We start from the raw sequence: 23,576 nt of genomic DNA, 5'->3' as shown, positions 1-23,576 counted from the left end.
GCAGCGAGACCGAGAGACGGCGACCCGGCCGAGCCGGAGAGGCGCCGCATCACAGGAGGAAACGATGCCGCGACCGGACCATGCCGTCCACCATCGCCACAGGTCGAGACCGGACGCGCGGATCGCGCGTCGGCGCGTCGATACGGCACGACGCTGAGTGCGGCACCTCAGCACCCCGTCCAATCCGAGATGCGCCCGGGATGAGCCCGGGTCCATCCGCGGTCTCAAGCACCAAGGCGCGCCATGATCGGCTTTCTCGCTCCCGCGGCCCACAGGCCACCCATTCAGACGGATCGCGTCGATCCGACCTACCGCAAGCTGCGCTGGCAGATCTTCGCGGGCATCTTTCTCGGCTATGCGGGCTATTACCTTCTGCGCAAGAACTTCTCGCTGGCGATGCCCTACCTCGTCGAGCAGGGCTACAGCCGCGGTGAGCTCGGCACCGCGCTCTCCGCCGTCGCGATCGCGTACGGCCTGTCCAAGTTCCTGATGGGCATGGTCTCGGACCGCTCCAACCCGCGCTACTTCCTGCCGATCGGCCTCGTGCTCTCGGCGCTGGTGATGTTCTTGTTCGGCTTCGTTCCCTGGGCGACCTCCAGCGTCGGCATCATGTTCGTGCTGCTGTTCCTCAACGGCTGGTTCCAGGGCATGGGTTGGCCGCCGAGCGGCCGCACGATGGTGCACTGGTGGTCCCAGAAGGAGCGCGGCGGCGTCGTCTCGGTCTGGAACGTGGCGCACAACGTCGGCGGTGGCCTAATCGGCCCGCTCTTCCTGCTCGGCTTGGCCTGGTTCAACGACTGGCACGCGGCGTTCTACGTGCCCGCCGCCGTGGCGCTCGGCGTCGCGGTCTTCGCCTTCATCACCATGCGCGACACGCCGCAATCCTGCGGGCTGCCTTCCGTGGAAGCCTGGAAGGACGATTATCCGGACGGCTACGACGCGAACCACGAGCGCGAGTTCTCCACGCGCGAGATCTTCGTCGAGCACGTGCTGAAGAACCGGATGCTCTGGTACATCGCCTTCGCCAACGTCTTCGTCTACCTGCTCCGCTACGGCGTGCTGGACTGGGCGCCGACCTACCTGAAGGAGGCCAAGCACTTCTCGGTCGACAAGACCTCCTGGGCCTACTTCCTCTACGAGTGGGCCGGCATTCCCGGTACCCTTCTCTGCGGCTGGCTGTCCGACAAGCTGTTCCGCGGCAACCGGGGTGCGACGGGCGTGGTGTTCATGTTCGGCGTCATGGCGGCGACGCTGGTCTACTGGCTCAATCCCGAGGGCAATCCGGGCGTCGACCTCGCGGCCCTGATCTGCATCGGCTTCCTGATCTACGGGCCGGTGATGCTGATCGGCCTTCAGGCCCTTGAGCTCGTGCCGAAGAAGGCGGCCGGAACGGCGGCGGGCTTCACGGGCCTGTTCGGGTATCTCGGCGGCTCCGTCGCGGCGAGCGCGCTGGTCGGCTACACGACCGACCATTACGGCTGGAACGGCTGCTTCATTCTCCTGCTGGCGGCCTGCGTCCTCGCGATCGTCTGCCTGTCGCTGACCCTGCGGCACAGCAGCACCGCGGTCGCGCAGCCTGCCTGAGCGGCGGTTTCCGGACACGGCAGGGATGCTCAGGCTTCCTGCCGGCCCGTGCCGGTGCGATCGGGACGGGCGCCCGGAGCGGCCGTCCCGGCGCCGAGCGTGACGATCGGATCCTTCCGCCGGTCGTCAGGCCGTCACATCGCCCCGAGCGCCCGCGGGAGCCACAGGGACAGGGCGGGCCAGTAGGTCACCAAGACCAGGAAGGCCAGCATCGTCAGCAGCCAGGGCAGCACCGCGACGGTCAGCTCGGAGATGCCCATATGGGCGATCCCGCTCGCCACGTAGAGGTTGAGCCCGACCGGCGGGTGGCACAGGCCGACCTCCATGTTGACCGCCATGATGATCCCGAAATGGATCGGGTCGATCCCGAGCTTGACCGCGATCGGGAACAGGATCGGCGCCATGATCAGCAGGATCGAGGACGGCTCCATCACGTTGCCGGCGATCAGCAGGATGATGTTGACGACGAGCAGGAAGACCAGCGGGCTGAAGTTCATGGCGATCAGCCACGCCGCCATCGTCTGCGGGATGTTCTCCGACGTCATCAGGAACGAGAACAGCACCGCGTTGGTGATGATGTATAGCAGCATCGCGCTCATGTTGGCGGACGCGAGAAGCACGCGGGGCACGTCCGACAGCTTCAGGTCCCGGTAGACGAACACCGCGATGACGAAGGCGTAGACGGCCGCCGTCGCGGCCGCCTCGGTCGGGGTGAAGATGCCGGCGTAGATGCCGCCGATCACCATCACCACGAGGAACAGGCCCCAGGCGCTCTCGCGGAAGGCGCGCAGGCGCTCGGCCCAGGACGCCTTCGGCATGCGCGGATAGCCGCGGCGCTTGGCGATGACGAAGGTGACGCTCGCCAGCATGGCCGACAGGACGATGCCGGGCATCACACCGGCGAGGAACAGGTTGCCGATCGAGGAATTCGTCGACACCCCGTAGAGCACGAGGATGATCGAGGGCGGCACGAGGATGCCGAGCGCCCCCGAGGTGGTGATCACCCCGGCGCCGAAGCGCCGTGGGTAGCCCTCCGCCACCATGGCGGGCAGGATGATCGAGCCGATCGCCACCACGGTCGCCACGCTCGACCCCGACACGGCGGCGAACAGCGCGCAGGCGACCACGCCCGCGAGGCCGAGGCCGCCCGGCCAGTGCCCGACGAGGGAGGTCGTGAAGGCGATCATCCGCCGCGCCACGCCGCCATGGGCCAGGAAGTTGCCGGCGAGGATGAAGAACGGGATCGCCATGATCGAGAAGTTCTCGATCCCGGTGAACAGCTTGAGCGCGACGCTCTCGATCGGCACCTGCGTGAGGGTGAACAGGAAGGTCAGCACCGTCAGGCCGAGCGCGATCGAGATCGGCATGCCAGTGAGCATGAGGGCGATGAGCAGCCCGAAGATGATCAGGCCGCTCATGCGGGGCCTCCCTCGCGGCCGAGCTGGATCGGGTCGACACCCTCGACGGTCGGGACGCCGTCGACATGGGCGTGATCGCGGGCGGGCAGATGCCCGGTCTTCCAGTAGCTCCACGCGACCTGCAGGAAGCGGAAGCACATCAGGTAGGAGCCGAGCGGGATCGCGAGGTAGACGATCCAGACCGGGATCTCCATGTCGGGCGTCGTCTGGTCGGTGTGGCCGATGCGCCAGACGAAGTTCGTGCCGAGCGTGCCGACGATTCCGGTGAACAGCGCGCCCGCCGCGAGGCTGACCAGGACCATCACCCGGCGCGCGCCCGGCGGCAGGCGGTTGACCAGCACGTCGACGCCGACGTGGATGCCGGTGCGCACGCCGTAGGCCGCGCCGAACTTCGCCACCCAGATGAACATGTAGATGCACAGTTCCTGCGACCAGCCGAAGTCGATCCGGTCGGTGTAGTCCTGCAGCGCCGGGATGCCGGAGAGGAACCGGTGCACCACCGTGGCGAAGGTGATGACGGTCGCGGCCGCCATCAGGGTTCCGATCAGCACCTCTTCGAGCCGATCGAGCAGTTTCAGCAACATGGTCGGTCCGGACGCGGCGGCGGGATCAGTTGTTCGGCGCCGCCTCGGCTTCCTTGTTGAGCGCCGTGACCAGATCCTTGCCGACGCGGGAAGCCATCTCGCGCTGGACCGGCGCCAGGGCCTTGCGCCACGCGGCGTTCTCGGCCTCTGTCGGCGTGTAGACCTCGGTCTTGCCGGTGGCGCGGATATCGGCGAGCGCCTTCTCGTTCTGCTTGTCGGCGATCTCGTGCTCGTAGGCGGTCGCATCCTTGATGGCGCCCTCGAGCGTCGCGCGGATGTCGGCCGGCAGCCCGTCCCAGAAGCCCTTGTTCACGATGACCGCGTAGCCGATGTAGCCGTGATAGGTCAGCGTGGCGTGCTTCTGCACCTCGTTGAGCTTCTGGGTCGTCACGTTCGACGGCGGGTTCTCCTGGCCGTCGACCACGCCGGTCTGCAGCGCCTGGTAGAGTTCGGAGAAGGCGAGCACCTGCGGCAGCGCCCCGAGCTGTTTGAACTGCGCCTCCAGAACCTTCGAGGACTGGATCCGGAACTTCAGGCCCTTCACGTCCTCGGGGGCGTGCATCGGCTTGTTGGCGGTGAGGATCTTGAAGCCGTTGTCCCAGTAGCCGAGCCCCTTGATCCCCTTGGTCTCGAGCTTCTTGAACAGGCCCTGGCCGATCGGTCCGTCCTGGACGCGCCGCAGCACCTGCTCGTTGGGGAAGATGTAGGGCAGGTCGAAGGCCTCGAACTCCTTCACGCCGAGGGGGCCGAATTTGCTCGTGGACGGCGCCAGCATCTGCACGGCGCCGAGCTGGAGCATCTCCACCTCCTCCTTGTCCTTGTAGAGCGTGCTGTTCGGGTAGATCTCGACCTTGACCGCGCCCTTGGTGCGCTCCTCGGCGAGCTGCTTGAACCGCTCGGCCCCCTGGCCCTTGGGCGTGTCGGTGGTCACGACGTGGCTGAACTTGATGACGATGGGGGTCTGCGCCGCGGCCGGGGCCGCGAGGGCGAGTGCACACACGAGCGCACCGAGAATCCGAGCCGTCATCGCGTCCTCCCAGACCTGAGCCCGCGTCGTTGCGCGGATTGAATTTTGGATAGACTTGCAGGTGAGCGCGGTGGCGACAAGCGCGAAAGTGCGACGCCGGGGGGAAGATGTCGCCCGCACAAACGTTTCAGTCTTGATGCGGGCGGCAATGAGACCGGGCCCCGACGCGTCAGGTCCTGTCGCGCCCCCCGATGAAAGCCTGCACGGCCTCCCGATGCTCGGGCGTCGCGGTGACGACGGCGTAGTGCGAGGAGATCAGGTCTAGGTTGGTGCGCAGGTCGTTGCGCATGCCCTGATAGACCGCCCGCTTGATCAGGCTCAGCGTCAGCGGCGGCGCCTTGGCGATTTTCCGCGCCAGCGCCGCCACGGCCGGCATCAGGTCCGCGTCGGCGTGGACGCCATTGACGAGGCCGATCCGTAGGGCCTCGTCGGCATCGACGAAATCGCCGGTGAAGAACAGCTCCAGCGCCTTTGCGGTCCCGACAAGGCGGGGCAGGAAATGGGCGCCGCCCGCGCCGGGGACGAGGCCGACCCGCACGTAGGTCTCGGCGAAGCGGGCGCTCCTGGCGGCGAAGCGCAGGTCGCACATCAGGGCGAGGTCGAGGCCGGCGCCGGTGGCCACGCCGTTCAGGGCGGCGATCACCGGCTTGTCGAGATCCTCCAGCGTCAGCGGGATGCGCTGGATCCGCCCGTAAAGCTCCTCCTTGCGTCGGGCCGGCGGCTGGTCGAGGCGCTCGCCCATCTCGACGATGTCGCCGCCGCTGCAGAAGGCCGAGCCCGCGCCGGTCACCACCACGACGCGGATCGCCGCGTCGGTGCGGCAGCGCTGCAGGGCCGCCGTCCAGGACTCGATCATCGGGAAGGTGAAGGCGTTCTTCCGCTCGGGCCGGTTCAGCGTGATCGTCGCCACCCCCTCCGCGACGGAGAACAGCAGGTCCTCGCCCGCGTCGCGGACCTCGGATTCAACACTCATCGGGCAGCCTCCAGGGGCGCGGTGTCGGGCTTGTCCGGCGCGTCCATCAGGGCGGCGATCTCGGCCGGTTCGAGCCCGGCCTCGGCCAGGACCTCGGCGGTGTGCTCGCCGAGCCGCGGGGCGTGGCGGCGGATCGCGAAGCGGCTGCCGCTGAACGAGACCGGCCGGCGCATGGTGCGGTAGCGCCCCTCGCTCGGGTGCTCGGCGCTGCCGAAGAAGCCGACCGCCTTCAGGTGCGCGTCCTCCGGCAGGTCCTCCAGGCCGAGGACCGGCATGCACGGGATGCTCACCGAGTCGCAGAACGCCACCCATTCGGCGGTGGTCCGGCGCGCTGCCTCCTCCTCGACCAGGGCGTAGAGGATCTCGATGTTCTCCACCCGCACGGCGAGCGGCGCGAAGCGGGGATCGTCCACGAATTCGAGCCGGCCGGTATGGATGAAGAAGTCGCGCCAGTTCCGGTCGGAATAGGGCAGGATGCAGGCGTGGCCGTCCCGGGTCCGGTAGGGCTTGCGCCGCGGGCTCAGGACCCGGTTGAAGCCCGGCGGCCCCAGCGGCGGCTCGAAGGCGTAGCCGACCATGTGCTCGACGAAGTTGAACTCCACCATGGTCTCGAACATCGGCACCTCGACCGCCTGCCCGCCGCCGCCGGCCCGGCGCTCGTAGAGGGCGGCGAGGATCGCGCAGGCGATGGCCTGTCCGGCGATCTTGTCGCACAGCACCGTGGGCAGGTAGCCGGGCTGGCCATAGGCGGCGGTCTGGAGCGCCGCGAGGCCCGAGCCCGCCTGGATCAGGTCGTCGTAGGCCGCCTTGTGGGCGTAGGGGCCGTCGGCCCCGAACCCGTAGGCGCCGCAGAAGACGATGTCGGGCTGGAGCGTGCGCACCCGCGCGTAGCCGTAGCCCAGGCGCAGGATCGCGTCGGGCCGCATGGAGTGGACGAGGACGTCGGCCGTGGCGATCAGCCGGTCGAGGGCGGCCCGCGCCGCCGCCCGCTTCAGGTCGAGGCGGACGCTGCGCTTGTTGCGGTTGAGGTGCAGGAAGTTGCCGCCCATCCCGGCGCCCCGGGCCGGCCGGTAATGCCGGAAGGAATCGCCCTCCGGCGTCTCGATCTTGATCACGTCGGCGCCGAGATCGGCCAGGATATGCGTCGCCGACGGGCCCATGATCACGCTGGTCAGGTCGACCACCCGCACGCCCGCGAGCGGGCCGGCCGTGTTCGTCTCGGTGGAGTGAGTTTCGGCGGAGTGATCCGGCACGCCTGTCTCCCCTGTCACCCGGCGCCGCCGCGCAGGCGGACCAGCATCGGCCAGAGGGCCGCGCCGCCGCCCGCGCAGACCGCGCGCCCGATCCGCTCCTGCCAGAGGGCGTCGGATCCGAACTCGTCGCGCCAGGACCACAGCCGCCGGGTGGCGCGGTGGAGCGGGTGCTCCTGGGTGAAGCCCATCGCCCCGTGGATCTGGTGGCCGATCGCCGCGACGTGGCCCGCCGCCTCGCCGCAGCGCGCCTTCGCGATGGCGGTGGCGAGGACGAAGCGCGGATCGCCCCAGCAGGCGGAAGCGAGGTCGGCGGCCGCGCTCGCCGCCGCGACCTCGCCCGCCGCCTCGGCCAGCATGTGCTGGATCGCCTGGAACTTGGCGAGCGGCCGGCCGAACTGCTGCCGCTCCTGCGCGTGAGCGAGGGCCGAGCCGAGGCAGGTCTCCAGGGCGCCCACCATCTGCTGCGCCCGGACCCAGGCGCCGACGGATTCGACGGACGGCGCCCCCGCTCCGGCAGCCCAGCCCGGCGCGGCCCGGACGTCGGCGGCCGGGACGATGCAGCCGGTCAGATCGAGGGTGTCACGCGGCTCGCCGGCGAGGTTGTGGTGCGTGTCGCGGAGCGTCCCGGGCGCGGCGATCCGCACGAGGTGCGGGATGCCGGCCGCGTCGACGGCGTCGAGGAGCAGGGCCGCGACCGAACCGCCCCAGGGCACCTGCGCGACCCGGCCGTCCAGGACGAACCCCTCCGCGTGCGGCGCGATCCGCACGGGGCCACCGCCCGGGACCAGCGACAGGGCGTCTTCGGCCACCTGTCCCCCCGTGGCAGCCCAGAGCGCCGCGCCCGCGACGGTCTCCGGCAGGGGCAGGGGGAGGGCGGCCCGGCCGCAACGCCGGATCAGCCGGGCCGCGGTCGTGGCGGCGAGACCGATCCCGCCCTCCGCCTCGGGCACCAGCGCCAGCGGCAGGCCGCTCTCGGCGAGCGCCGTCCAGAGATCCGCCGGCCAGAGATCCGCCGCCCTTGCGGTCGCGCCCGCGGCCCCGTCGCAGGCCGCCAGCAGCGCCGGCGTGAGGTGCTGGGCGAGCAGCCGCTCGACCTGATCGAGGACGATCCCGTCGACCGGGTCGCCGGCCTCCGCCGCGTGGTCCATCCGACTCATCGCAGCCCCAGCCCCCGGGCGATGACGCCGCGCAGGACCTCGCGGGTCCCGCCGCGCAGGGTGAAGGAGGGCGCCCGCAGGGTCACGCCGCCCAAAGCCTCGCGGAAGGCGTCGCCCTGCGCGGTGAGACTCGGCTCGACCGGCACGAGCCGCCGGGCGATCTCCGGCACGGCGCGCTCGAAGCCGTTGCCGACATCCTTGACCAGCGCCGCCTCGACGCCCGGCACGACGCCCTGATCGAGGAGGCGGGCCACCGAGGCCGACATGCCCAGCAGCGCGGTGAGCTGGGCCACCATCCGTCCGGTCTCGACCGCCTGGAACCGGTCCGGCTCCGGCCCGATCCGGTCGACGAGTTCGACGAGCAGCCGGTAATCCGACAGGAACCGGTCGGGCCCGGAGCGCTCGAAGGCGAGTTCCTCCGTGACGAGGCCCCAGCCCGCGCCCTCGGCGCCGACCCGCATCGCGTCGGCGACGCGGTAATCGGTGAAGAACACCTCGTTGAACTCGTGATGGCCCGACAGGTCGAGGATCGGCCGGACCGTCACCCCGGGGGCCGCCATGTCGACGATGAACTGGGTCAGCCCGCCGTGCCGGTCCGGCCCGGGCTCGCCGGTCCGGACGAGGGCCAGCAGGTAATCGACCTGATGGGCGTTCGTCGTCCAGATCTTGGAGCCGTTGATCACCCAGCCGTCGCCGTCGCGCACCGCGCGGGTCCGGACGGCGGCGAGGTCCGAGCCGGAATTCGGCTCGCTCATGCCGATGCCGAAGGCGCATTCGCCCCGGCAGATTCGCGGCAGGATCGCCCGCTTGGCCGCCTCGGTGCCGTGCCGGTGGATCTGCGGCCCCGACTGGCGGTCGGCGATCCAGTGCGCGCCGCAGGGCGCGCCGGCCGCCAGCATCTCCTCGGTGACGACGAAGCGGACGAGGCCGGAGCGGCCGTGGCCGCCATAGGCCTCCGGCAGGGTCAGGCCGATGAGGCCCGCGGCCCCCGCGCGCCGGCTGAAGGCGGCGTCGAAGGTCGTCCACGAGGTCCGGTGCGGGACGAAATGCCCGGCCGCCCGTTCCGCGTCGAGGAAGGCGCGGACGGACGCGCGGGCGGCCTCGGCCTCGGGCGGGAGCGGCTCGGCGCTGAAGCGGAAACTGTGCATCGGGGCTCCCTGAGCGGCGGGACGGGCTGGCGGTGCCGAATCCGCGGCGCTCAGCTGCCGTCGCGGCCCTCGAGGCCGGGGAAGAAGATCTCCTGCCAGTCGCCCGGCACCTTCCGCAGGAAGCCCTGCGTCGCCATCGCCTTGGCGAGGGCGACCATTCCCTTCGGGGCCACGTCGTAGACGATGGAACCGTCGGTCAGGATCGCCTCAACTTGCGCGCGGTCGATCTGAACCTGCTCCGAGGCGAGATAGATCGACGCCGCGCGCTTGGGGTCGCTGCGGATCAGCGCCACCGCATCCTCCATCCCGGCGCGGATCGCCTGCGCGACCTTCGGGTTCGCGTCGACGAACCCCTGCTTCGCGTTCAGGGTCGCGGCGGTGATGTCGCCGCTGCCGATCAGGCCGGTCGAGGTCATGACCGTCCGGATCTTGGGATCGGCCTGCAGCACCTGCGTGAAGGGTGGCGTCGCGAAGTAGCCGGCGATCCCCTGTCCGGCGCGCATCGCCGCGGTGGCGTCCGGATGGGGCAGGCTCACCATCAGCGCGTCGGCCTTGGCCGATCCGCCGAGCTGCTGGGCCGCCGCAACTCGCAGCAGGATCGCCTGGGGCGAGTTGAAGGCCGGGACCGCGATCTTGTCGCCGAAGGTGAAGTCCTTCAACGCGGCGACGCCGGGCTTGCCGGTGAACAGCGTGTAGACGACCGAGCTCAGGGCGGTGAGGCTCTTGATCTGCTGGCTCCCGCGGGTCTTGTCCCAGGCGATCAGGGCACCGGCTGAGCCGAGGGTGCCGAGTTCGACGCTGTCGGAGAGCAGCGCGTCGTTCATCGCGGTCGAGCCGCTGAAACGCGTCAGCGTGACCGACAAGCCGTCGAGCCCCGCGGCCTTGGCGCGCTTGTCGAAGAGACCCTCGCTCTGCGCGATCATCACCGGCAGGTAGACGAGGCCGTACTGGAGGCCGATCCGGACGGAGGTGGTTTCGGCCCGGGCCGCGCCGCCGAGGGCCGGGAGCAGCAGCGTGGCGGCGAGGAGGCGCGCGGCGACGGCCGCGTGGCGGATCGACATCGGCATTCCTCCCGAGCAGGGCCGCGCTTGCCGCGCGGTCTCCCGGTGCCGGTCGGTCAGGCGGGACCGACACCGCGGGCGAGTAGGGCAGAGCGCGCCCCCGGCATCAACCGCCATCGCCCACCTGCTGTACAATATCACATGTGTGATGGATCTCCACGATCGTGCAGGTTCTATAATGCTGTTGAGCGGCACGCGGTCTGGCGCCGCGGCAGATGGGGGAACGTGCCGGCGATGCGCCGCGATCACCACGGATCCGCGCGTGGGCGACCAGGGCCGTTGCGAACCGTGCGGCTTCCGGGGCCGCCGTTTCGCGCGTCGCGGCATGGGTGAGCGCATCGGCGCTCGGGGGGGCGCGTCCACGGACCTGACGGTGGGGGCCGATCCCGCCGGTTCGGATGTGGCCCTGGTGAAGTCCGCCGGACGGGTGCTCCAGATCCTGGAGCTGTTCGACGAGATCCAGCGGGAAGCCAGGGTCTCCGAGATCGCCGAGCGGCTGAGCGTCCCGCAATCCTCGACTTCGGTGCTCCTGAAGAGCCTCGTCCGGCTCGGCTATCTCGACTACGACCCGGCGAGCCGCAGCTTCCTGCCGTCGCCCCGGGTGGCGCTCCTCGGCGCGTGGCTCGACAAGGGACCGGTGCGCGACGGCAGCCTCGTGCGCATGCTCGAGCACCTGTCGGAGCGCACGGGCGGGACGGTGATCCTCGCCGCGCGCAACGCGATCTTCTCGCAGTACGTCCACGTCCTGCAGGCGCGCACCGCCATGCGCTTCCACGTTCCGCCCGGGACGCGCCGCCTCGTCGTCTGGTCGGCGACTGGCACCGCGCTCCTCGCCGACAGCCCGGAGGCCGAGATCGGTCCGCTGGTCCGCCGCACGAACGCGGAGGCGCCGGCCGAGCAGCCGCCGATCGCGGTCGCGGCCGTCCTGACCAACCTGGCGCGGCTGCGGCGGGACGGGCACTTCCTCTCCCGCGGGCTCGTCACGCCGGGCGCCGGCTCGATCGCGGTCCCGCTGCCCCGGCGCATCGACAGCAAGGGCCGCCCGCTGGCGGTCGCCGTGTCCGGCCTGCTCGACGAGTTCGAGCGTCGGGAAGCGGAGATCGCCGCGACGATCCACGACGCGGTGGCGCGGTTCCTGCCGGAGGATCCGTCGCGGCCCTGAGGCCGGTCGCCGTCGACCCCGCCGTCACCTCCGAACCCCGCGCACGGCTGCAGATCGAGGATTGCGGGGCTGATCGGCCCGGTAGCGCGCTAGTGAGGCTCGAGGCCCTGCAGCCTCGAAGACGACCACTGGGAGACATCATCATCGTGCCCGGCGCCCCAACCGCGCGCGGCTCAGAGCCGCCCGATACGCTACCGCGTCCGACCATCGCCGGCAACGTCGCCCTCGGCGTCACGCAGATCGTCCTGTGGGGCGGCACGTTCTTCCTCACCGCCGTCGTCTCGGACCCGATCGTCGCCGAGACCGGCTGGCCGCAGGCGATGGTGGTGGGCGCGCTCTCGCTCGCGATCTTCGTGTCGGGCCTGCCCGCGCCGTTCGTCGGCCGCATGATCCGGCGTCACGGCGGGCGGCCGGTCCTCGTAGCCGGCGCCACGATCATCGCGGCGGGCCTCGTGCTGATGGCGGTCGCGCAGTCCCTCCCGGTCTTCCTGCTCGCCTGGATGGTCGCCGGCCTCGGCATGTCGGCCGCGCTCTACGACCCGCTCTTCGCGGCGATCGGCCAAGCCTACGGCGCCGCCGCGCGCGGGGCGATGACCCAGATCGCGATCTCGTCGGGCTTCGCGGTCTCGCTCTGCTGGCCCGCCACGCGGTTCCTGGTCGATCATGTCGGCTGGCGCGGGGCCTGCCTCACCTACGCGATCCTGTCTGTCGCCCTCGTGGTCCCACTCTTCGCCTGGGCGCTGCCGGCCCGGAGCCGGGGCGCGGTCGAGCCCGCCGCGGCGCCCCGGCCCTACGAGCCGACCGGCTCGACCGAAGCGGCGCGCCTGCCGGCGGAGCGCCTGCTCGCCGTGACCTTCACGATGGCGGCGATGATCATGACCGCCACTTCGGTGCAACTGCTCAACCTGCTGCAGACGCTGGGCGTCGGCGCGACCGCCGCGGTGGCCCTGACCGGCCTGATCGGTCCCGCCCAGGTCGGCGTGCGCGTCGTCGAACTGGCCCTCGGCCGCCGCGCCCACCCGGCCTGGTCCCTGCTCCTGTCGAGCGCCAGCGTCGGGCTGGGGCTCCTGCTGCTAGCGACGATCCCGTCCCTGACGTGGCTCGCGATGGTGCTCTACGGCGCCGGCAACGGCATGCGCACCGTCGTGCGGGGCACGCTGCCGCTGGCGCTCTACGGACAGGGCCAGTACGCGGCGGCGATGGGCCGGCTCGCCCGCCTCCCGCTCCTCGGCCAGGCGATCACGCCCCTGGCCTGCGGCTACGTCGCCGAACGGCTCGGCCTGCTGCCCCTGCTGGAGGTGATGCTGGCCGTGGCGGCGATCAATCTCGGCCTGTCCCTGTGGGTGTTCGGCTTCGCGATGCGTCGCCCGAGGGCGCCGGCCTGATCGGCGGATGCGGACCAGATTTTGCCAGATTGACAGATTGTCGGACGATGTGCTCCATTCGGCCCGCGGATGAGAGGCATCCGCGAGGATGAGCCGGGTCAACCGGCCGCCCGAAGGAAACGCCCGCATGGACGCAGAGATCTACGAGATCTACGCGATCAAGTACGCGCATCATCACCGTATGGCCCGCGAGAACTTCATCGGCGGGGACATCCACGACGGCCCGATGCCGATCGATTACTTCGTCTGGGTCGTCGTCGGCGGTGGCAGGACGATCGTCGTCGATACCGGCTTCGACCGCGCGATGGCGACGAAGCGGGGCCGCAGCATCGTGCGGCCGGTCGAGGAGGGCCTGGCGCGGATCGGTGTCGACCCGCTGCGGGTTGAGGACGTCGTCCTGACCCACCTGCATTACGACCACGCCGGCAACCACGACCTGTTCCCGACGGCCCGCTTCCACGTCCAGGAACGCGAGATGGCGTTCTGCACCGGCCGGTGCATGTGCCATCCGGAGGTCCGCCACCCCTTCGCCGCCGAGGACGTGAAGGCGATGGTGGACCGCCTGTTCGAGGACCGCGTCCGCTTCCGCGAGACGACCGACACGCTGTATCCGGGGATCACCCTCCACCGGGTCGGCGGCCATTCGGACGGCCTGCAGATCGTCCGAGTCCGGACCGCGCGCGGCTGGGTCGTACTGGCCTCCGACGCCGCGCACTTCTACGCCAATATCGGTCGCCGGCTCGCCTATCCCATCGTCTACAATGTCGGCGACATGTTCGAGGGCTACCGGACGGTCCGGCATCTGGCCGAGTCCGAGGATCACATCGTCCCGGGCCACGATCCGCAGGTTCTCGCGATCTACCCGCCGGCGTCCGCGGATGTCGCCGGCTGGATCGCGCGCGTCGACCTGCCTCCGACCGCTTCACCGACCTACTGACCGGAGGATTCCATGATCGTCGAGATGCGCGTTTACTACTGCGCCCCGACCCGATTGCCGGCCCTGCTGGAGCGGTTCCGCTCCACCACGCTCGGCTTCTTCCAGAAATACGGCATCGAGCAGGTCGGCTTCTGGACTACGCTCGTCGGTCCCGACAACCACGCGCTCACCTACCTGCTCAAGTGGGAGGACATGGCCCAGCGCGAGGCGCGCTGGAACGCCTTCCAGGCCGATCCGGACTGGATCGCCGCCCGCGCCGAGACCGAGAAGGACCGGCCGATCGTCGCCCGGATCGAGAACACCTTCCTCGCCCCCACGGACTTCTCCGCCCTGCGCTGACGGGGACACGCGGCGCCGGGCCAGTCCGGCCGTCGCCCAGAGGGATATTCACGGCATGGAACAGAGAACCATCGGCGTCATCGGCCTCGGCATGATGGGCGATCCCATGAGCCGGTGCCTGGCCCGAGCGGGGCACGCGCTCCGCCTGCTGGACGCGGATGCCGGCCGGACCGACGCGCTCGCCCGGGATCTCGGCGCGGCGACGCTCACGCGGGAGAACGCGTCCGAACTCGACCTGCTGATCACGATGCTGCCGAACTCGGCCATCGTCGAGGCGGTGCTGCTCGACGAGGGCTGGGCCGACGCGCTCCCGGCCGGCGCCACCGTGATCGACATGAGCTCGTCGGAGCCGGTGCGCTCCCGCGCCCTCGGCGAGACGCTCGCCGGGAAGGGGCTCGGCTATCTCGACGCGCCGGTCTCGGGCGGCGTGCGGCGGGCCGTGGACGGCACGCTCGCGATCCTCGTCGGCGGCGAGGCGGATCTCCTCGCCCGCTGGCGGCCGGTGCTGGAGGCGATGGGCTCATCCGTCCTGCATATCGGCCAAGCGGGATCGGGCCACGCCGCCAAGGCGCTGAACAACTTCGTCTCCGCCGCGGGCCTGCTCGCCACCGTCGAGGCGCTCCACGTGGCGCAGCGCTTCGGCATCGCGCCGGAGGCCATGACCGACGTGCTCAACGCCTCGTCCGGGCGCAGCAACACCTCCGAGAACAAGGTCAAGCAGTTCATGCTCAGCGGCAGCTTCGCCTCGGGCTTCTCGCTGAAGCTGATGGACAAGGATCTCGGCATCGCTGGGGCTTTGGCTGACTCGGTCGACTACCCGCTCGGCTTCGGCCGGCACTGCATCGAGACCTGGCACGCCATCGCCGGCGAGGTCGGGCCCGCGGCCGACCACACCGAGATGTACCGCCTGCTGGCCGAGGGAGCCTGAGACCATGGCGCTTACGGACCTGAGCCGCTTCTACATCGACGGCGCCTGGGTCGAGCCGGTTTCGGCTCAGCCGTTCCCGCTGATCGATCCCGCCACAGAGACGGCGTTCGGCACCCTCGCGCTCGGCGATGCCGCGGATGTCGACCGGGCCGTGCGCGCGGCCCGCGCCGCCTTCCCGGCCTTCTCGGAGACGGCGCCCGCCGAACGCGTCGCGCTCCTCCGCCGGATCCTCGCGCTCTTCGAGGAGCGGTTCGAGATCTTCGCGGAGACGATCCGGCAGGAGATGGGCTCGCCCATCGGCTTCGCGCGCAAGGGGCAGGCGGCGCGGGGCCCGGCGCACCTCAGCGCGCTGATCGCGGTGATGGAGCGCTTCGCGTTCGAGGAGGATCGCGGCACCACCCGGATCCGGCGCGAGCCGATCGGCGTCTGCGGCCTGATCACCCCCTGGAACTGGCCGATCAACCAGATCGTCGTGAAGATCGCCCCGGCGCTCGCGGCCGGCTGCACGATGGTGCTCAAGCCCAGCGAGTACTCGGCCGTCAGCGCGATGCTGTTCGCGCAGGTCCTGCACGACGCGGGCGTGCCGCCGGGCGTGTTCAACCTCGTGAACGGGGACGGCTCCGGTGTCGGCGCCGCGATCGCCGCGCATCCGGGGATCGACATGGTCTCGTTCACCGGGTCGACCCGCGCCGGGATCGAGATCGCCCGGGCGGCGGCCCCGACCATCAAGCGCGTCGCGCAGGAACTCGGCGGCAAGTCCGCCAACATCCTGCTGGAGGACGTCGACTTCGATCAGGCGGTCCGGCGCGGTGTCGCGGCCTGCTGCACGAACTCGGGCCAGTCCTGCTCGATCCCGACGCGGATGCTCGTGCCCCGGGCCCGGATGGACGAGGCGGCCGCCATCGCGGCCGAGGCGGCGGCGGGCTTCCGGCTCGGCCCGACCGCCGACCCCGAGACGGATCTCGGCCCGGTGGTCAACCGCACCCAGTACGAGCGCGTCGTCGGGCTGATCCGCACCGGCATCGCGGAGGGCGCGCGGCTCGTCGCCGGCGGCCCGGAGCGGCCGGACCACCTCGACCGCGGCTTCTACGTCCGCCCGACAATCTTCGCCGACGTGACTCCCGACATGACCATCGCGCGGGAGGAGATCTTCGGCCCGGTCCTGTCGATCCTCGCCTACGACAGCGAGGACGACGCGATCGCGATCGCCAACGGCTCGCGCTACGGGCTCGCCGCCTACGTGCAGGGACGGGACCGCGACCGGGCGCGCGCCGTGGCGCGGCGGCTCATCGGCGGCCAAGTCCACATCAACTACCCGCCCCCGGACGTCCACGCGCCGTTCGGCGGCTACCGCCAGTCCGGCAACGGCCGGGAATGGGGCGAGGCCGGTCTCCAGGAATACCTCGAGACCAAGGCGATGATCGGCTTCGGCCTCGACTGAACCGTCCCGCGCGATGCGGCCGGCGCCCGCGCGCGTCGGCCCCGACCAGGAGAACCAGATGTCCGACGAGAGCGAGCTGTTCGGCCAGGGTTTCGAGAACCGCAAGACCGTCCTCGGCGCCGCCCATGTCGAGAAGTCCTGGGCCAATGCCGACGCGTTCAACCGTCCGGTCCAGCGGCTCGTGACGGAGTATTGCTGGGGCGCGGTCTGGGGCGACGAGACGCTGCCGTTCAAGACCCGCAGCATGCTCAACATCGCGATGCTGACCGCGATGAACCAGCACCACGAGCTCGGCGTCCACGTCAAAGGCGCGCTCAACAACGGCGTGACGAAGGACGAGATCCAGGCCGTGCTGATGCAGGCGCTGGTCTATTGCGGCGCCCCGGCGGCCCTGGCCGCCTTCCGGACCGCCTCCGCGGCGATCGCCGCGTGGGACGAGGAACACGCCGGCGGGCGCTGACCCGCGAACCGATGCGCGGGCGCGAGCCCGCGCCTCAAGAACCGACGCAGTCAAAAACATGCGCGGCACGATCACAGCGAGGGAAACGCCATGACGGTCACGTCGGCAACCTTGGCAACGGACGCGGCGGGCGCGCGCTCGGCCGCGTCTCAGTCGATCGAGGAGAAGCGGAAGAGCGCCATTCGCGGCGCGTTCTTCTCCGAATACATCGACATGTTCGACATCTACCTGCCGGTGGTCGCGCTGGCGCCGGTGATGTTCATGTTCCAGCCGAAGAACCTGTCTCCCCAGATGGAGACGGTGCTGGCCTCGCTGGTGTTCATCACAACCCTGCTCGGCCGCCCGATCGGCGCCCTCATCTTCGGCCTGATCGCCGACAAGGTCGGGCGTCGGGCCGCCTCGATCTACTCGGTGGCGGGCTTCGGGGTGATCACGCTGCTGATCGGCCTGCTGCCCGGCTACGAGACGCTCGGCCTCGCCTCGTACATCATGCTGGTGCTGCTGCGCTTCCTCGACGGGATCTTCCTCGGGGGCGGCTACACCGGGGCGATGCCGCTCGCCATCGAGTATTCCAAGAAGGAGAAGCGCGGCTTCGTCGGCGGCCTGATCATCGCGGGCTTCCCGGCCGCCTACGTCAGCATCAACCTCATCACGATGCTGATGTTCTACCTGTTCCCGCTCGACGGGCCCGGGTCGCCCTACACGGTCTGGGGCTGGCGCATCCCCTTCATCGTCGGCGCGGCGCTGGCCGGCCTGCTCGCCCTCTACTACGTCCACAAGGTCTCGGAATCGGAGGTCTGGAAGAAGGAGGCCGCCGCCGGGGCCGAACAGGCCGAGGCATCGCCCATGGCGGGCCTGTTCACCGGGAAGGGCGGGCGCGACCTCCTACAGGTCCTGCTGCTGATGACCGGCTTCTGGACGACGCAGAACATCATCACGATCTACATGCCGACCGGTCTGCTGGTGAAGACCCTGCACCTCAACGGCTTCGCGCTGACCGCGACGCTGATGATCTGCTACACGATCCTGTTCTTCAGCTACATCGGCTCCGGCCTGCTCGGGCAGGTCATCGGCCGCCGGCGGTTCTTCGTGATCGTCGGCCCGCTGATCGCGACGGTGGGCGCGTACATCCTCTACACGCTGACCGTCACGCCCGAGATGGCGTTCGGCACCCGCGTGCTGCTGGTCAGCCTCCTGGCGGTGATCGTGACCTCGCCCTGGGGCGTCATCGTCACCTACATCAACGAGCGCTTCGCCACGGATGTCCGCGCCACCGGCTTCGGCATCGGCTTCAGCCTCTCGGTGGTGATCCCGTCCTTCTACGCCTTCTACATGGACTGGCTAAGCGCGCTGATGCCGCTCGCGCTGACGCCCGTGGCCCTGCTCATCGTCGGCGGCCTGATCGGCACCGTGGGCGCGCTCATCGGGCCGGAGACCAAGGACGTCGATTTCGGCACCGGCCACTGAGCCGGACGCCGCGCGGAGGACGCAGCATGAACGGGAACCGGATCGGCTTCATCGGGCTCGGCAACATGGGCGGCCGCATGACACGCCGCCTGACCTGCGCGGGGATCGATGTGGTCGGCTTCGACACCGACCGGGAGGCCGCCGCGCGCTGGGGCGCGACGGACGCGGCCTCGATCGCCGCGGTCGTCGGTGAGACGGACGTGGTCCTGATGTCCCTGCCCGACAGCAAGGTGGTCGAGCGCGTCGTGCTCGGCGCGGGCGGGGTCCTCGCGGGCTGCCGGGACGGGCAGATCGTCGTCGACCTCAGCACGGCCTCGGCCAGCTCGACGCGCCGCATCGCCGCGGCGCTGGCCGAGCGCGGCGTCGCCTACGTCGACGCGGGCATTTCTGGCGGCGCCGCCGCGGCCGAGAAAGGCACGCTGACCTTGATGGTCGGCGGCGATCCCGCCGTCATCGACCGGCTGGACTGGGTGTTCGCGCCGATCGCCCAGAAGGTCGTCGTGATGGGCGGATCGGGGGCCGGCCACACGACCAAGCTGCTCAACAACTTCCTGAACGCGGTCAGCCTCGCCGCCACCGCGGAGGTCATGGTCGCGGGCCGGAAGGCCGGGCTCGACCTGCACCGGCTCCTGGAGGTGCTGAACGCTTCCAGCGGCGTCAACTTCGCGACGCTGAACCGTTTCCCGAAGATCGTCGACGGCGACTACCTGGAAGGCGGCCTGACCGGCAAGCTGATGACCAAGGACGTCGTGCTCTACACCGATCTCCTGCACGAGCTCGGCGTCGCCTCCCTCAACGCGTCCGGCCCGATGGCGAGCTTCGGCCTCGCCACGGCGCTCGGCTATGGCGACGTCATCTCCAACCGCGTCGTCGACGCCATCGGCGACGTCTCCGGCGGTGTCCGGCTCCACGGCAACCGACACGAGAACTGAGAGGATACGATGCAGATCTTCCACGGTCGCGAGAACAGCGCGAAGTCCGAGAGCCGCGGGCCGACCTTCACCGGACAGGTCTGGGCCGACCCGGTGATGCCGTCGACGGGCGGCGTGATGATCAACAACGTCTTCTTCACGCCCGGCGCGCGGACCTTCTGGCACGCGCACGCGCAGGGCCAGATCCTGCAGGTCACCGCCGGCAAGGGCTGGATCTGCGTCGCGGGCCAGCAGGCGCAGCCGATCCGCGCGGGCGACACCGTCTGGATCCCCGCGGACGAGCGGCACTGGCACGGCGCGGCCGCCGACAGCTACCTGCTCCACACGGCGATCTCGCTCGGCAAGACCGACTGGCAGGACGAGGTGGTCGAGGCCGACTACGCCGGAGCCACGGCATGACCGGGCCCGCGCCGAGCCCGGAGAGCCTCCGGCACACCGTGCAGGGCGAGCTCGGTTACTGGGACGCGGAGCAGGCGGCCCTCGCCGAGCTGGCCCCGGGCTTCCTCGACGCCTGGGCCCGGCTGGCGATGGTCCCCGTGCGCAAGAACCATCTCGGCGCCAAGGACCGCGCCCTGATCGCGCTCTCGGCCGCGACGGCCGCGACCCACCTCTACGCGCCCGGGACGCGCCGCCAGATCCGCAACGCCCTCGACGCGGGCGCGACGGCCGAGGAGATCACGGAGGTGCTCGCGCTCACGGCGACCCTCGGCATCCACGCCTGCAACATCGGCGTGCCGCTGCTGCTGGAGGTGCTGGAGGAGGCCGGTCAGCGGAGCGGCCCCGCGCCGCTGACGCCGCGGCAGGAGCAGCTGAAATCCGACTTCACCCGCGACCGGGGCTACTGGCACGCGTTCTGGGACGGTCTCCTCGAACTCGATCCCGACTTGTTCGAGGGCTACCTCGACTTCTCGGCCTGGCCCTGGCGCCACGGCGTGCTCACGCCGAAGATGAAGGAGTTCGTCTACTGCGCCTTCGACGCGGCGGCGACGCACCTCTACGTGCCGGGCCTGAAGATGCACATGAAGAACGCCCTCGGTTACGGGGCGACCAAGGAGGAGCTGATGGAAGTCCTCGAGATCGTCAGCCTGATCGGCATGCACGGCGCGGAACTGGCCGCGCCGATCCTGCGCGACGAACTGGCCGTGCGGGGCCGGGGCTGACCGACGCGCGCCGGGGCACGCCTTGCCACCCGAGGCTGCGCCATGCCACCGCTTCGGCTCGCCAGCGATCCCCGAATCCCCAGCGATGAACAAGATCAGGGCCATCCAGCCGGACACGCTCCGGCAAAAGGTCGAGGACGCCGTCCGCGAGGCGATCACGTCGGGCGTCTACGCCCCCGGCGAGCGGCTGATCGAGCGCGAGTTGTGCGAGGGGCTCGGCGTCAGCCGCGCCTCCGTGCGCGAGGCCCTGCGCCGGCTCGAGGCCGAGAAGCTCGTCCACACGGTGCCGCATCGCGGCCCGGTCGTGGCCTCGATCTCGGTGGAGGAGGCGCGTCAGCTCTACGCGCTGCGGGCCGTGCTGGAAGGCTACGCGGCGCACGAATTCGCCACCCAGGCCACGGACGCGGCGATCGCCGAGTTCGGACGCGCTGCCGGTGATCTGCGCGAGGCCGCCGGCAGCGGCGACACGGACCGCGTCCTGCGCGCCAAGGGCGTCCTGTACGACGTGATGCTCAGCCATTGCGGGAACGATCTGGTCCGCGAGACCCTTCGCGGCTTCTACTCGCGGATCAACCTGCTGCGCGCGACATCGCTGATGCATCCCGAGCGTCTGCCGCACAGCCTCGCCGAGATCGACGCCCTCGTCGCGGCCTTCCGGGCCCGGGACGCCGCGAAGGCCGAGCAGCTGGCCCGCCTCCACGTCACCAACGCGTGCGCGGTCGCCCTCAAGCAGCTCGCGTTCCGCATCGCGCAGACGTCCCTCGACGCGGTGAGCTGAGCGCGCGGTCCGCGGGCGCGCAGACCCTGCGCGGGGGAGGGCGGCGAGGTCGCCTCCGCGGCGACGCCCGTGGCCGAGGCGGTCCAGGGGATCGCCGCCCTGTTGGCAATGTCGGGCGCCCTGCGCCGAGCGACCGGCGGCGACACGCCTTGCGGTCCCCCGGCGGAAGGCCCAGAACCGCACGGTCCTTGCTTCCCCATGCTGGCGCCACGGGAGTTCGTCGCTTGGTCCGGACCGTCTGCCCGCACGATTGCCCCTCCGCCTGCAGCCTCGACGTGGAGGTCGCGGACGGGCGCGTCGTCTCGGTCCGGGGCGGCGACAACCCCTACACGGCCGGGGTGATCTGCGCGAAGGTCAGCCGTTACGGCGAGCGCGTCCACCATCCGGACCGGATCCTCCACCCCATGGAGCGCGTCGGGCCGAAGGGCGGCGGGGCGTGGCGCCGGATCTCCTGGGACGCGGCGCTCGACCGGCTGGCCGCGGCCTTCTCCGAGACGGCGGACCGTTGGGGGCCGGAGGCGGTCTGGCCGTACAACTCGGGCGGGACCATGGGGCTCGTCCAGCGCGACGGCATCCACCGGCTGACCCACGTGATGGGCTACTCGCGGCGCAAGCGCACCATCTGCACGGCGGTGGCGATCGCGGGCTGGAGCGCCGGGGTCGGCCGGATCGCCGGGCCGGATCCCCGCGAGATGGCGCTGTCCGACCTGATCGTGGTCTGGGGCGGCAACCCGGTCAGCACGCAGGTCAACGCGATGACCCACATCAGCCGCGCCCGCAAGACGCGCGGCGCCAAGCTGGTGGTGATCGATCCGTACCGCACCGGGACCGCGGCGGCGGCCGACCTCCACCTCGCGCCCCGGCCCGGGACCGACGGGGCGCTGGCCTGCGCGGTGCTCCACGTCCTGTTCCGCGACGGCCACGCGGACCGGGCCTATCTCGCCGCGCACGCGCAGGACACGGCCGCGCTGGAGGCGCATCTGGCGTCGCGCACGCCCGAATGGGCGGCGGCGATCACCGGCCTGGAGCCCGCCGCGATCGAGGCCTTCGCGGCCCTCTACGGCAACACGCCGCGCAGCTACATCCGCTGCGGTTTCGGCTTCACCCGGAGCCGCAACGGCGCGGTGAACCTGCACGTGGTGACCTGCCTGCCGACCGTCACCGGCGCGTGGCAGCACCCGGGCGGCGGCGCCCTCTGGCAGCACGCCGCGATCTTCAACTGGGACAAGACCCTGACGGAGGGTCTCGACGCCCGGGCGCCGGGCGTGCGCGAGCTCGACATGAGCCGGATCGGCGCCGTGCTCGCCGACGATCCCGAAGCCCTGCAGGGCGGGCCCCCGGTCCGCGCCATGCTGATCCAGTCGGCCAATCCCGCGGTCTCCGCGCCCGACAGCGCCCGGGTGCGCGCCGGGCTCGCGCGGCCGGACGTGTTCGTGGCCGTGCACGAGCAGTTCCTGACGGAGACGGCCGCGCTCGCCGACCTCGTGCTGCCGGCCACCACCTTCCTGGAGCACGACGACATCTACGGGGCCGGCGGCCACAGCCACATCCAGGCCGGCCCCGCGATCCTGGAGCCGCCCGGCGCGTGCCGCTCGAACCACGCGCTCCTGTCGGCGCTCGCCGCCCGGCTCGGCGCGGACCACCCGGGCTTCCGCCTGAGCGCCCGGGACCTCGCCGACGCGACCCTGGCGCGCTCCGGCTGGGGCGGGCTCGACAGGCTGGGGGCGGAGGGCTGGATCGACGCGCAGCCGGACTTTGCCGAGAGCCACTTCCTGAACGGGTTCGGCCATCCCGACGGGCGCTTCCGCTTCGCGCCCGACTGGGCGTCACTGGGCCCGCGCGCGGCCGGGATGCCGTCCCTGCCGGATCACTGGCCGGAGGCCGAGCCCGCCGACGCGGAGCACCCGTTCCGCATGATCGCCCCGCCGGCCCGCCAGTTCCTCAACGCGACCTTCACCAACGTGCCCGAGTCGCTCCGCCGCGAGGGGCGGCCGACCTGCCTGATCCACCCCGCGGACGGCGACCGGCTCGGGATCGGCACGGGGGACGCCGTCGAGGTCGGCAATGCCCGCGGCCGGGTCCGGCTGCACGCGCGGCTCGCCGAGGGGCAGCAGCCGGGCGTCGTCGTGGTCGAGAGCCTGTGGCCGAGCGCGGCCTTCATCGGCGGGGGCAGCGGGATCAACGCGCTGATCGGGTCCGCGCCGGCCGCGCCCAACGACGGCGCCGCCTTCCACGACACCGCGGTCTGGGTTCGCGCAGCCTGAATTCCGGACCGCACCGGGCTGAGGCCGAACCGGCCTGCGCGGGTGCGCTATTTCTCGACGAAGGCCTTCTCGATGACGTAGTGGGCGGCCTCGCCGTGGTTGCCCTCCTCGTAGCCGC

At 71.0% G+C, this 23,576-nt stretch carries 22 protein-coding genes; 14 read left to right on the top strand and 8 right to left on the bottom strand.

From position 1 onward, the window contains the following. Positions 1-243 precede the first annotated feature (243 nt). Positions 244-1,584, top strand: coding sequence for a glycerol-3-phosphate transporter (gene glpT / locus ABIC30_RS18395; RefSeq protein ID WP_020093148.1), 1,341 nt, complete (start codon positions 244-246; stop codon positions 1,582-1,584). Between the two features lie 134 nt (positions 1,585-1,718). On the opposite strand, the gene ABIC30_RS18390 is transcribed toward glpT, so the two are convergent. The 8 genes from ABIC30_RS18390 to ABIC30_RS18355 form a co-directional block, all read right to left on the bottom strand. Next, positions 1,719-3,002 carry a TRAP transporter large permease gene (locus ABIC30_RS18390; RefSeq protein ID WP_056533341.1) on the bottom strand — a complete coding sequence of 428 codons (1,284 nt, stop codon included), beginning with the start codon at positions 3,000-3,002 and terminating at the stop codon, positions 1,719-1,721. Further along, on the bottom strand, positions 2,999-3,586 hold the full coding sequence (locus ABIC30_RS18385; RefSeq protein ID WP_020093150.1) for a TRAP transporter small permease: 588 nt from the start codon (positions 3,584-3,586) through the stop codon (positions 2,999-3,001). The genes ABIC30_RS18390 and ABIC30_RS18385 overlap by 4 nt, the downstream gene beginning before the upstream one ends. A gap of 25 nt (positions 3,587-3,611) precedes the next feature. Next, on the bottom strand, positions 3,612-4,613 hold the full coding sequence (locus ABIC30_RS18380; RefSeq protein ID WP_354455906.1) for a TRAP transporter substrate-binding protein: 1,002 nt from the start codon (positions 4,611-4,613) through the stop codon (positions 3,612-3,614). A gap of 169 nt (positions 4,614-4,782) precedes the next feature. Continuing rightward, complete coding sequence (locus ABIC30_RS18375) at positions 4,783-5,586, bottom strand: enoyl-CoA hydratase/isomerase family protein (RefSeq protein ID WP_042675316.1); 804 nt, start codon at positions 5,584-5,586, stop codon at positions 4,783-4,785. Then, positions 5,583-6,839 (bottom strand): CaiB/BaiF CoA transferase family protein, encoded by a 1,257-nt coding sequence (locus tag ABIC30_RS18370; protein WP_042675315.1) that lies wholly within the window; start codon positions 6,837-6,839, stop codon positions 5,583-5,585. Before ABIC30_RS18370 ends, ABIC30_RS18375 begins: the two co-directional genes overlap by 4 nt. 14 nt (positions 6,840-6,853) lie before the next feature. After that, complete coding sequence (locus tag ABIC30_RS18365; RefSeq protein ID WP_049961978.1) at positions 6,854-7,987, bottom strand: acyl-CoA dehydrogenase family protein; 1,134 nt, start codon at positions 7,985-7,987, stop codon at positions 6,854-6,856. 5 nt (positions 7,988-7,992) lie between these two features. Next, positions 7,993-9,144 carry an acyl-CoA dehydrogenase family protein gene (locus ABIC30_RS18360; RefSeq protein ID WP_020093155.1) on the bottom strand — a complete coding sequence of 384 codons (1,152 nt, stop codon included), beginning with the start codon at positions 9,142-9,144 and terminating at the stop codon, positions 7,993-7,995. A gap of 50 nt (positions 9,145-9,194) precedes the next feature. Beyond that, entirely contained in the window at positions 9,195-10,205 is a 1,011-nt protein-coding gene (locus ABIC30_RS18355; RefSeq protein WP_103985272.1) for an ABC transporter substrate-binding protein, read from the bottom strand. 409 nt (positions 10,206-10,614) lie between these two features. On the opposite strand from ABIC30_RS18355, the gene ABIC30_RS18350 reads away from it, so the two are divergent. The 13 genes from ABIC30_RS18350 (at position 10,615) to ABIC30_RS18290 (ending at position 23,458) form a co-directional block, all read left to right on the top strand. Next, positions 10,615-11,367: an IclR family transcriptional regulator gene (locus ABIC30_RS18350; protein WP_234081165.1), complete on the top strand. Its 753-nt coding sequence runs from the start codon at positions 10,615-10,617 to the stop codon at positions 11,365-11,367. A gap of 146 nt (positions 11,368-11,513) precedes the next feature. Then, positions 11,514-12,752 (top strand): MFS transporter, encoded by a 1,239-nt coding sequence (locus tag ABIC30_RS18345; RefSeq protein WP_354455905.1) that lies wholly within the window; start codon positions 11,514-11,516, stop codon positions 12,750-12,752. 127 nt (positions 12,753-12,879) lie between these two features. Continuing rightward, a complete protein-coding gene (locus tag ABIC30_RS18340) occupies positions 12,880-13,689 on the top strand; it encodes an N-acyl homoserine lactonase family protein (RefSeq protein WP_020093159.1) in 810 nt (269 codons plus the stop codon). 12 nt (positions 13,690-13,701) lie between these two features. Further along, the gene (locus ABIC30_RS18335; protein ID WP_020093160.1) at positions 13,702-14,028 is read left to right on the top strand and encodes an NIPSNAP family protein; all 327 of its coding nucleotides are present in this window, start codon (positions 13,702-13,704) and stop codon (positions 14,026-14,028) included. A gap of 55 nt (positions 14,029-14,083) precedes the next feature. Next, entirely contained in the window at positions 14,084-14,956 is an 873-nt protein-coding gene (locus ABIC30_RS18330; RefSeq protein ID WP_020093161.1) for an NAD(P)-dependent oxidoreductase, read from the top strand. A 4-nt stretch (positions 14,957-14,960) separates the two neighbouring features. After that, positions 14,961-16,397, top strand: a complete 1,437-nt coding sequence (locus ABIC30_RS18325) for an aldehyde dehydrogenase family protein (RefSeq protein WP_354455904.1) — start codon at positions 14,961-14,963, stop codon at positions 16,395-16,397. A 58-nt stretch (positions 16,398-16,455) separates the two neighbouring features. Continuing rightward, on the top strand, positions 16,456-16,857 hold the full coding sequence (locus tag ABIC30_RS18320) for a carboxymuconolactone decarboxylase family protein (RefSeq protein WP_042672632.1): 402 nt from the start codon (positions 16,456-16,458) through the stop codon (positions 16,855-16,857). Positions 16,858-16,947: 90 nt separating this feature from the next. Next, positions 16,948-18,324 (top strand): MFS transporter, encoded by a 1,377-nt coding sequence (locus ABIC30_RS18315; protein ID WP_354455903.1) that lies wholly within the window; start codon positions 16,948-16,950, stop codon positions 18,322-18,324. 26 nt (positions 18,325-18,350) lie between these two features. Further along, positions 18,351-19,256, top strand: a complete 906-nt coding sequence (locus ABIC30_RS18310) for an NAD(P)-dependent oxidoreductase (RefSeq protein WP_354455902.1) — start codon at positions 18,351-18,353, stop codon at positions 19,254-19,256. A 9-nt stretch (positions 19,257-19,265) separates the two neighbouring features. Beyond that, positions 19,266-19,655, top strand: a complete 390-nt coding sequence (locus ABIC30_RS18305; RefSeq protein WP_020093166.1) for a cupin domain-containing protein — start codon at positions 19,266-19,268, stop codon at positions 19,653-19,655. Beyond that, entirely contained in the window at positions 19,652-20,416 is a 765-nt protein-coding gene (locus tag ABIC30_RS18300; protein WP_042672624.1) for a carboxymuconolactone decarboxylase family protein, read from the top strand. The genes ABIC30_RS18305 and ABIC30_RS18300 overlap by 4 nt, the downstream gene beginning before the upstream one ends. A gap of 85 nt (positions 20,417-20,501) precedes the next feature. Continuing rightward, positions 20,502-21,194, top strand: coding sequence for a GntR family transcriptional regulator (locus ABIC30_RS18295; RefSeq protein WP_042672622.1), 693 nt, complete (start codon positions 20,502-20,504; stop codon positions 21,192-21,194). 224 nt (positions 21,195-21,418) lie between these two features. Next, positions 21,419-23,458 carry a molybdopterin oxidoreductase family protein gene (locus ABIC30_RS18290; protein WP_354455901.1) on the top strand — a complete coding sequence of 680 codons (2,040 nt, stop codon included), beginning with the start codon at positions 21,419-21,421 and terminating at the stop codon, positions 23,456-23,458. The last annotated feature ends 118 nt before the right edge of the window (positions 23,459-23,576 follow it).

Origin of the sequence: Methylobacterium sp. 1030, assembly GCF_040544715.1 — a bacterium.
GTDB lineage: Bacteria > Pseudomonadota > Alphaproteobacteria > Rhizobiales > Beijerinckiaceae > Methylobacterium.
The sequence above is the reverse complement of the archived record's forward strand: the minus strand, read 5'-3'. Positions and strand labels throughout refer to the sequence as shown.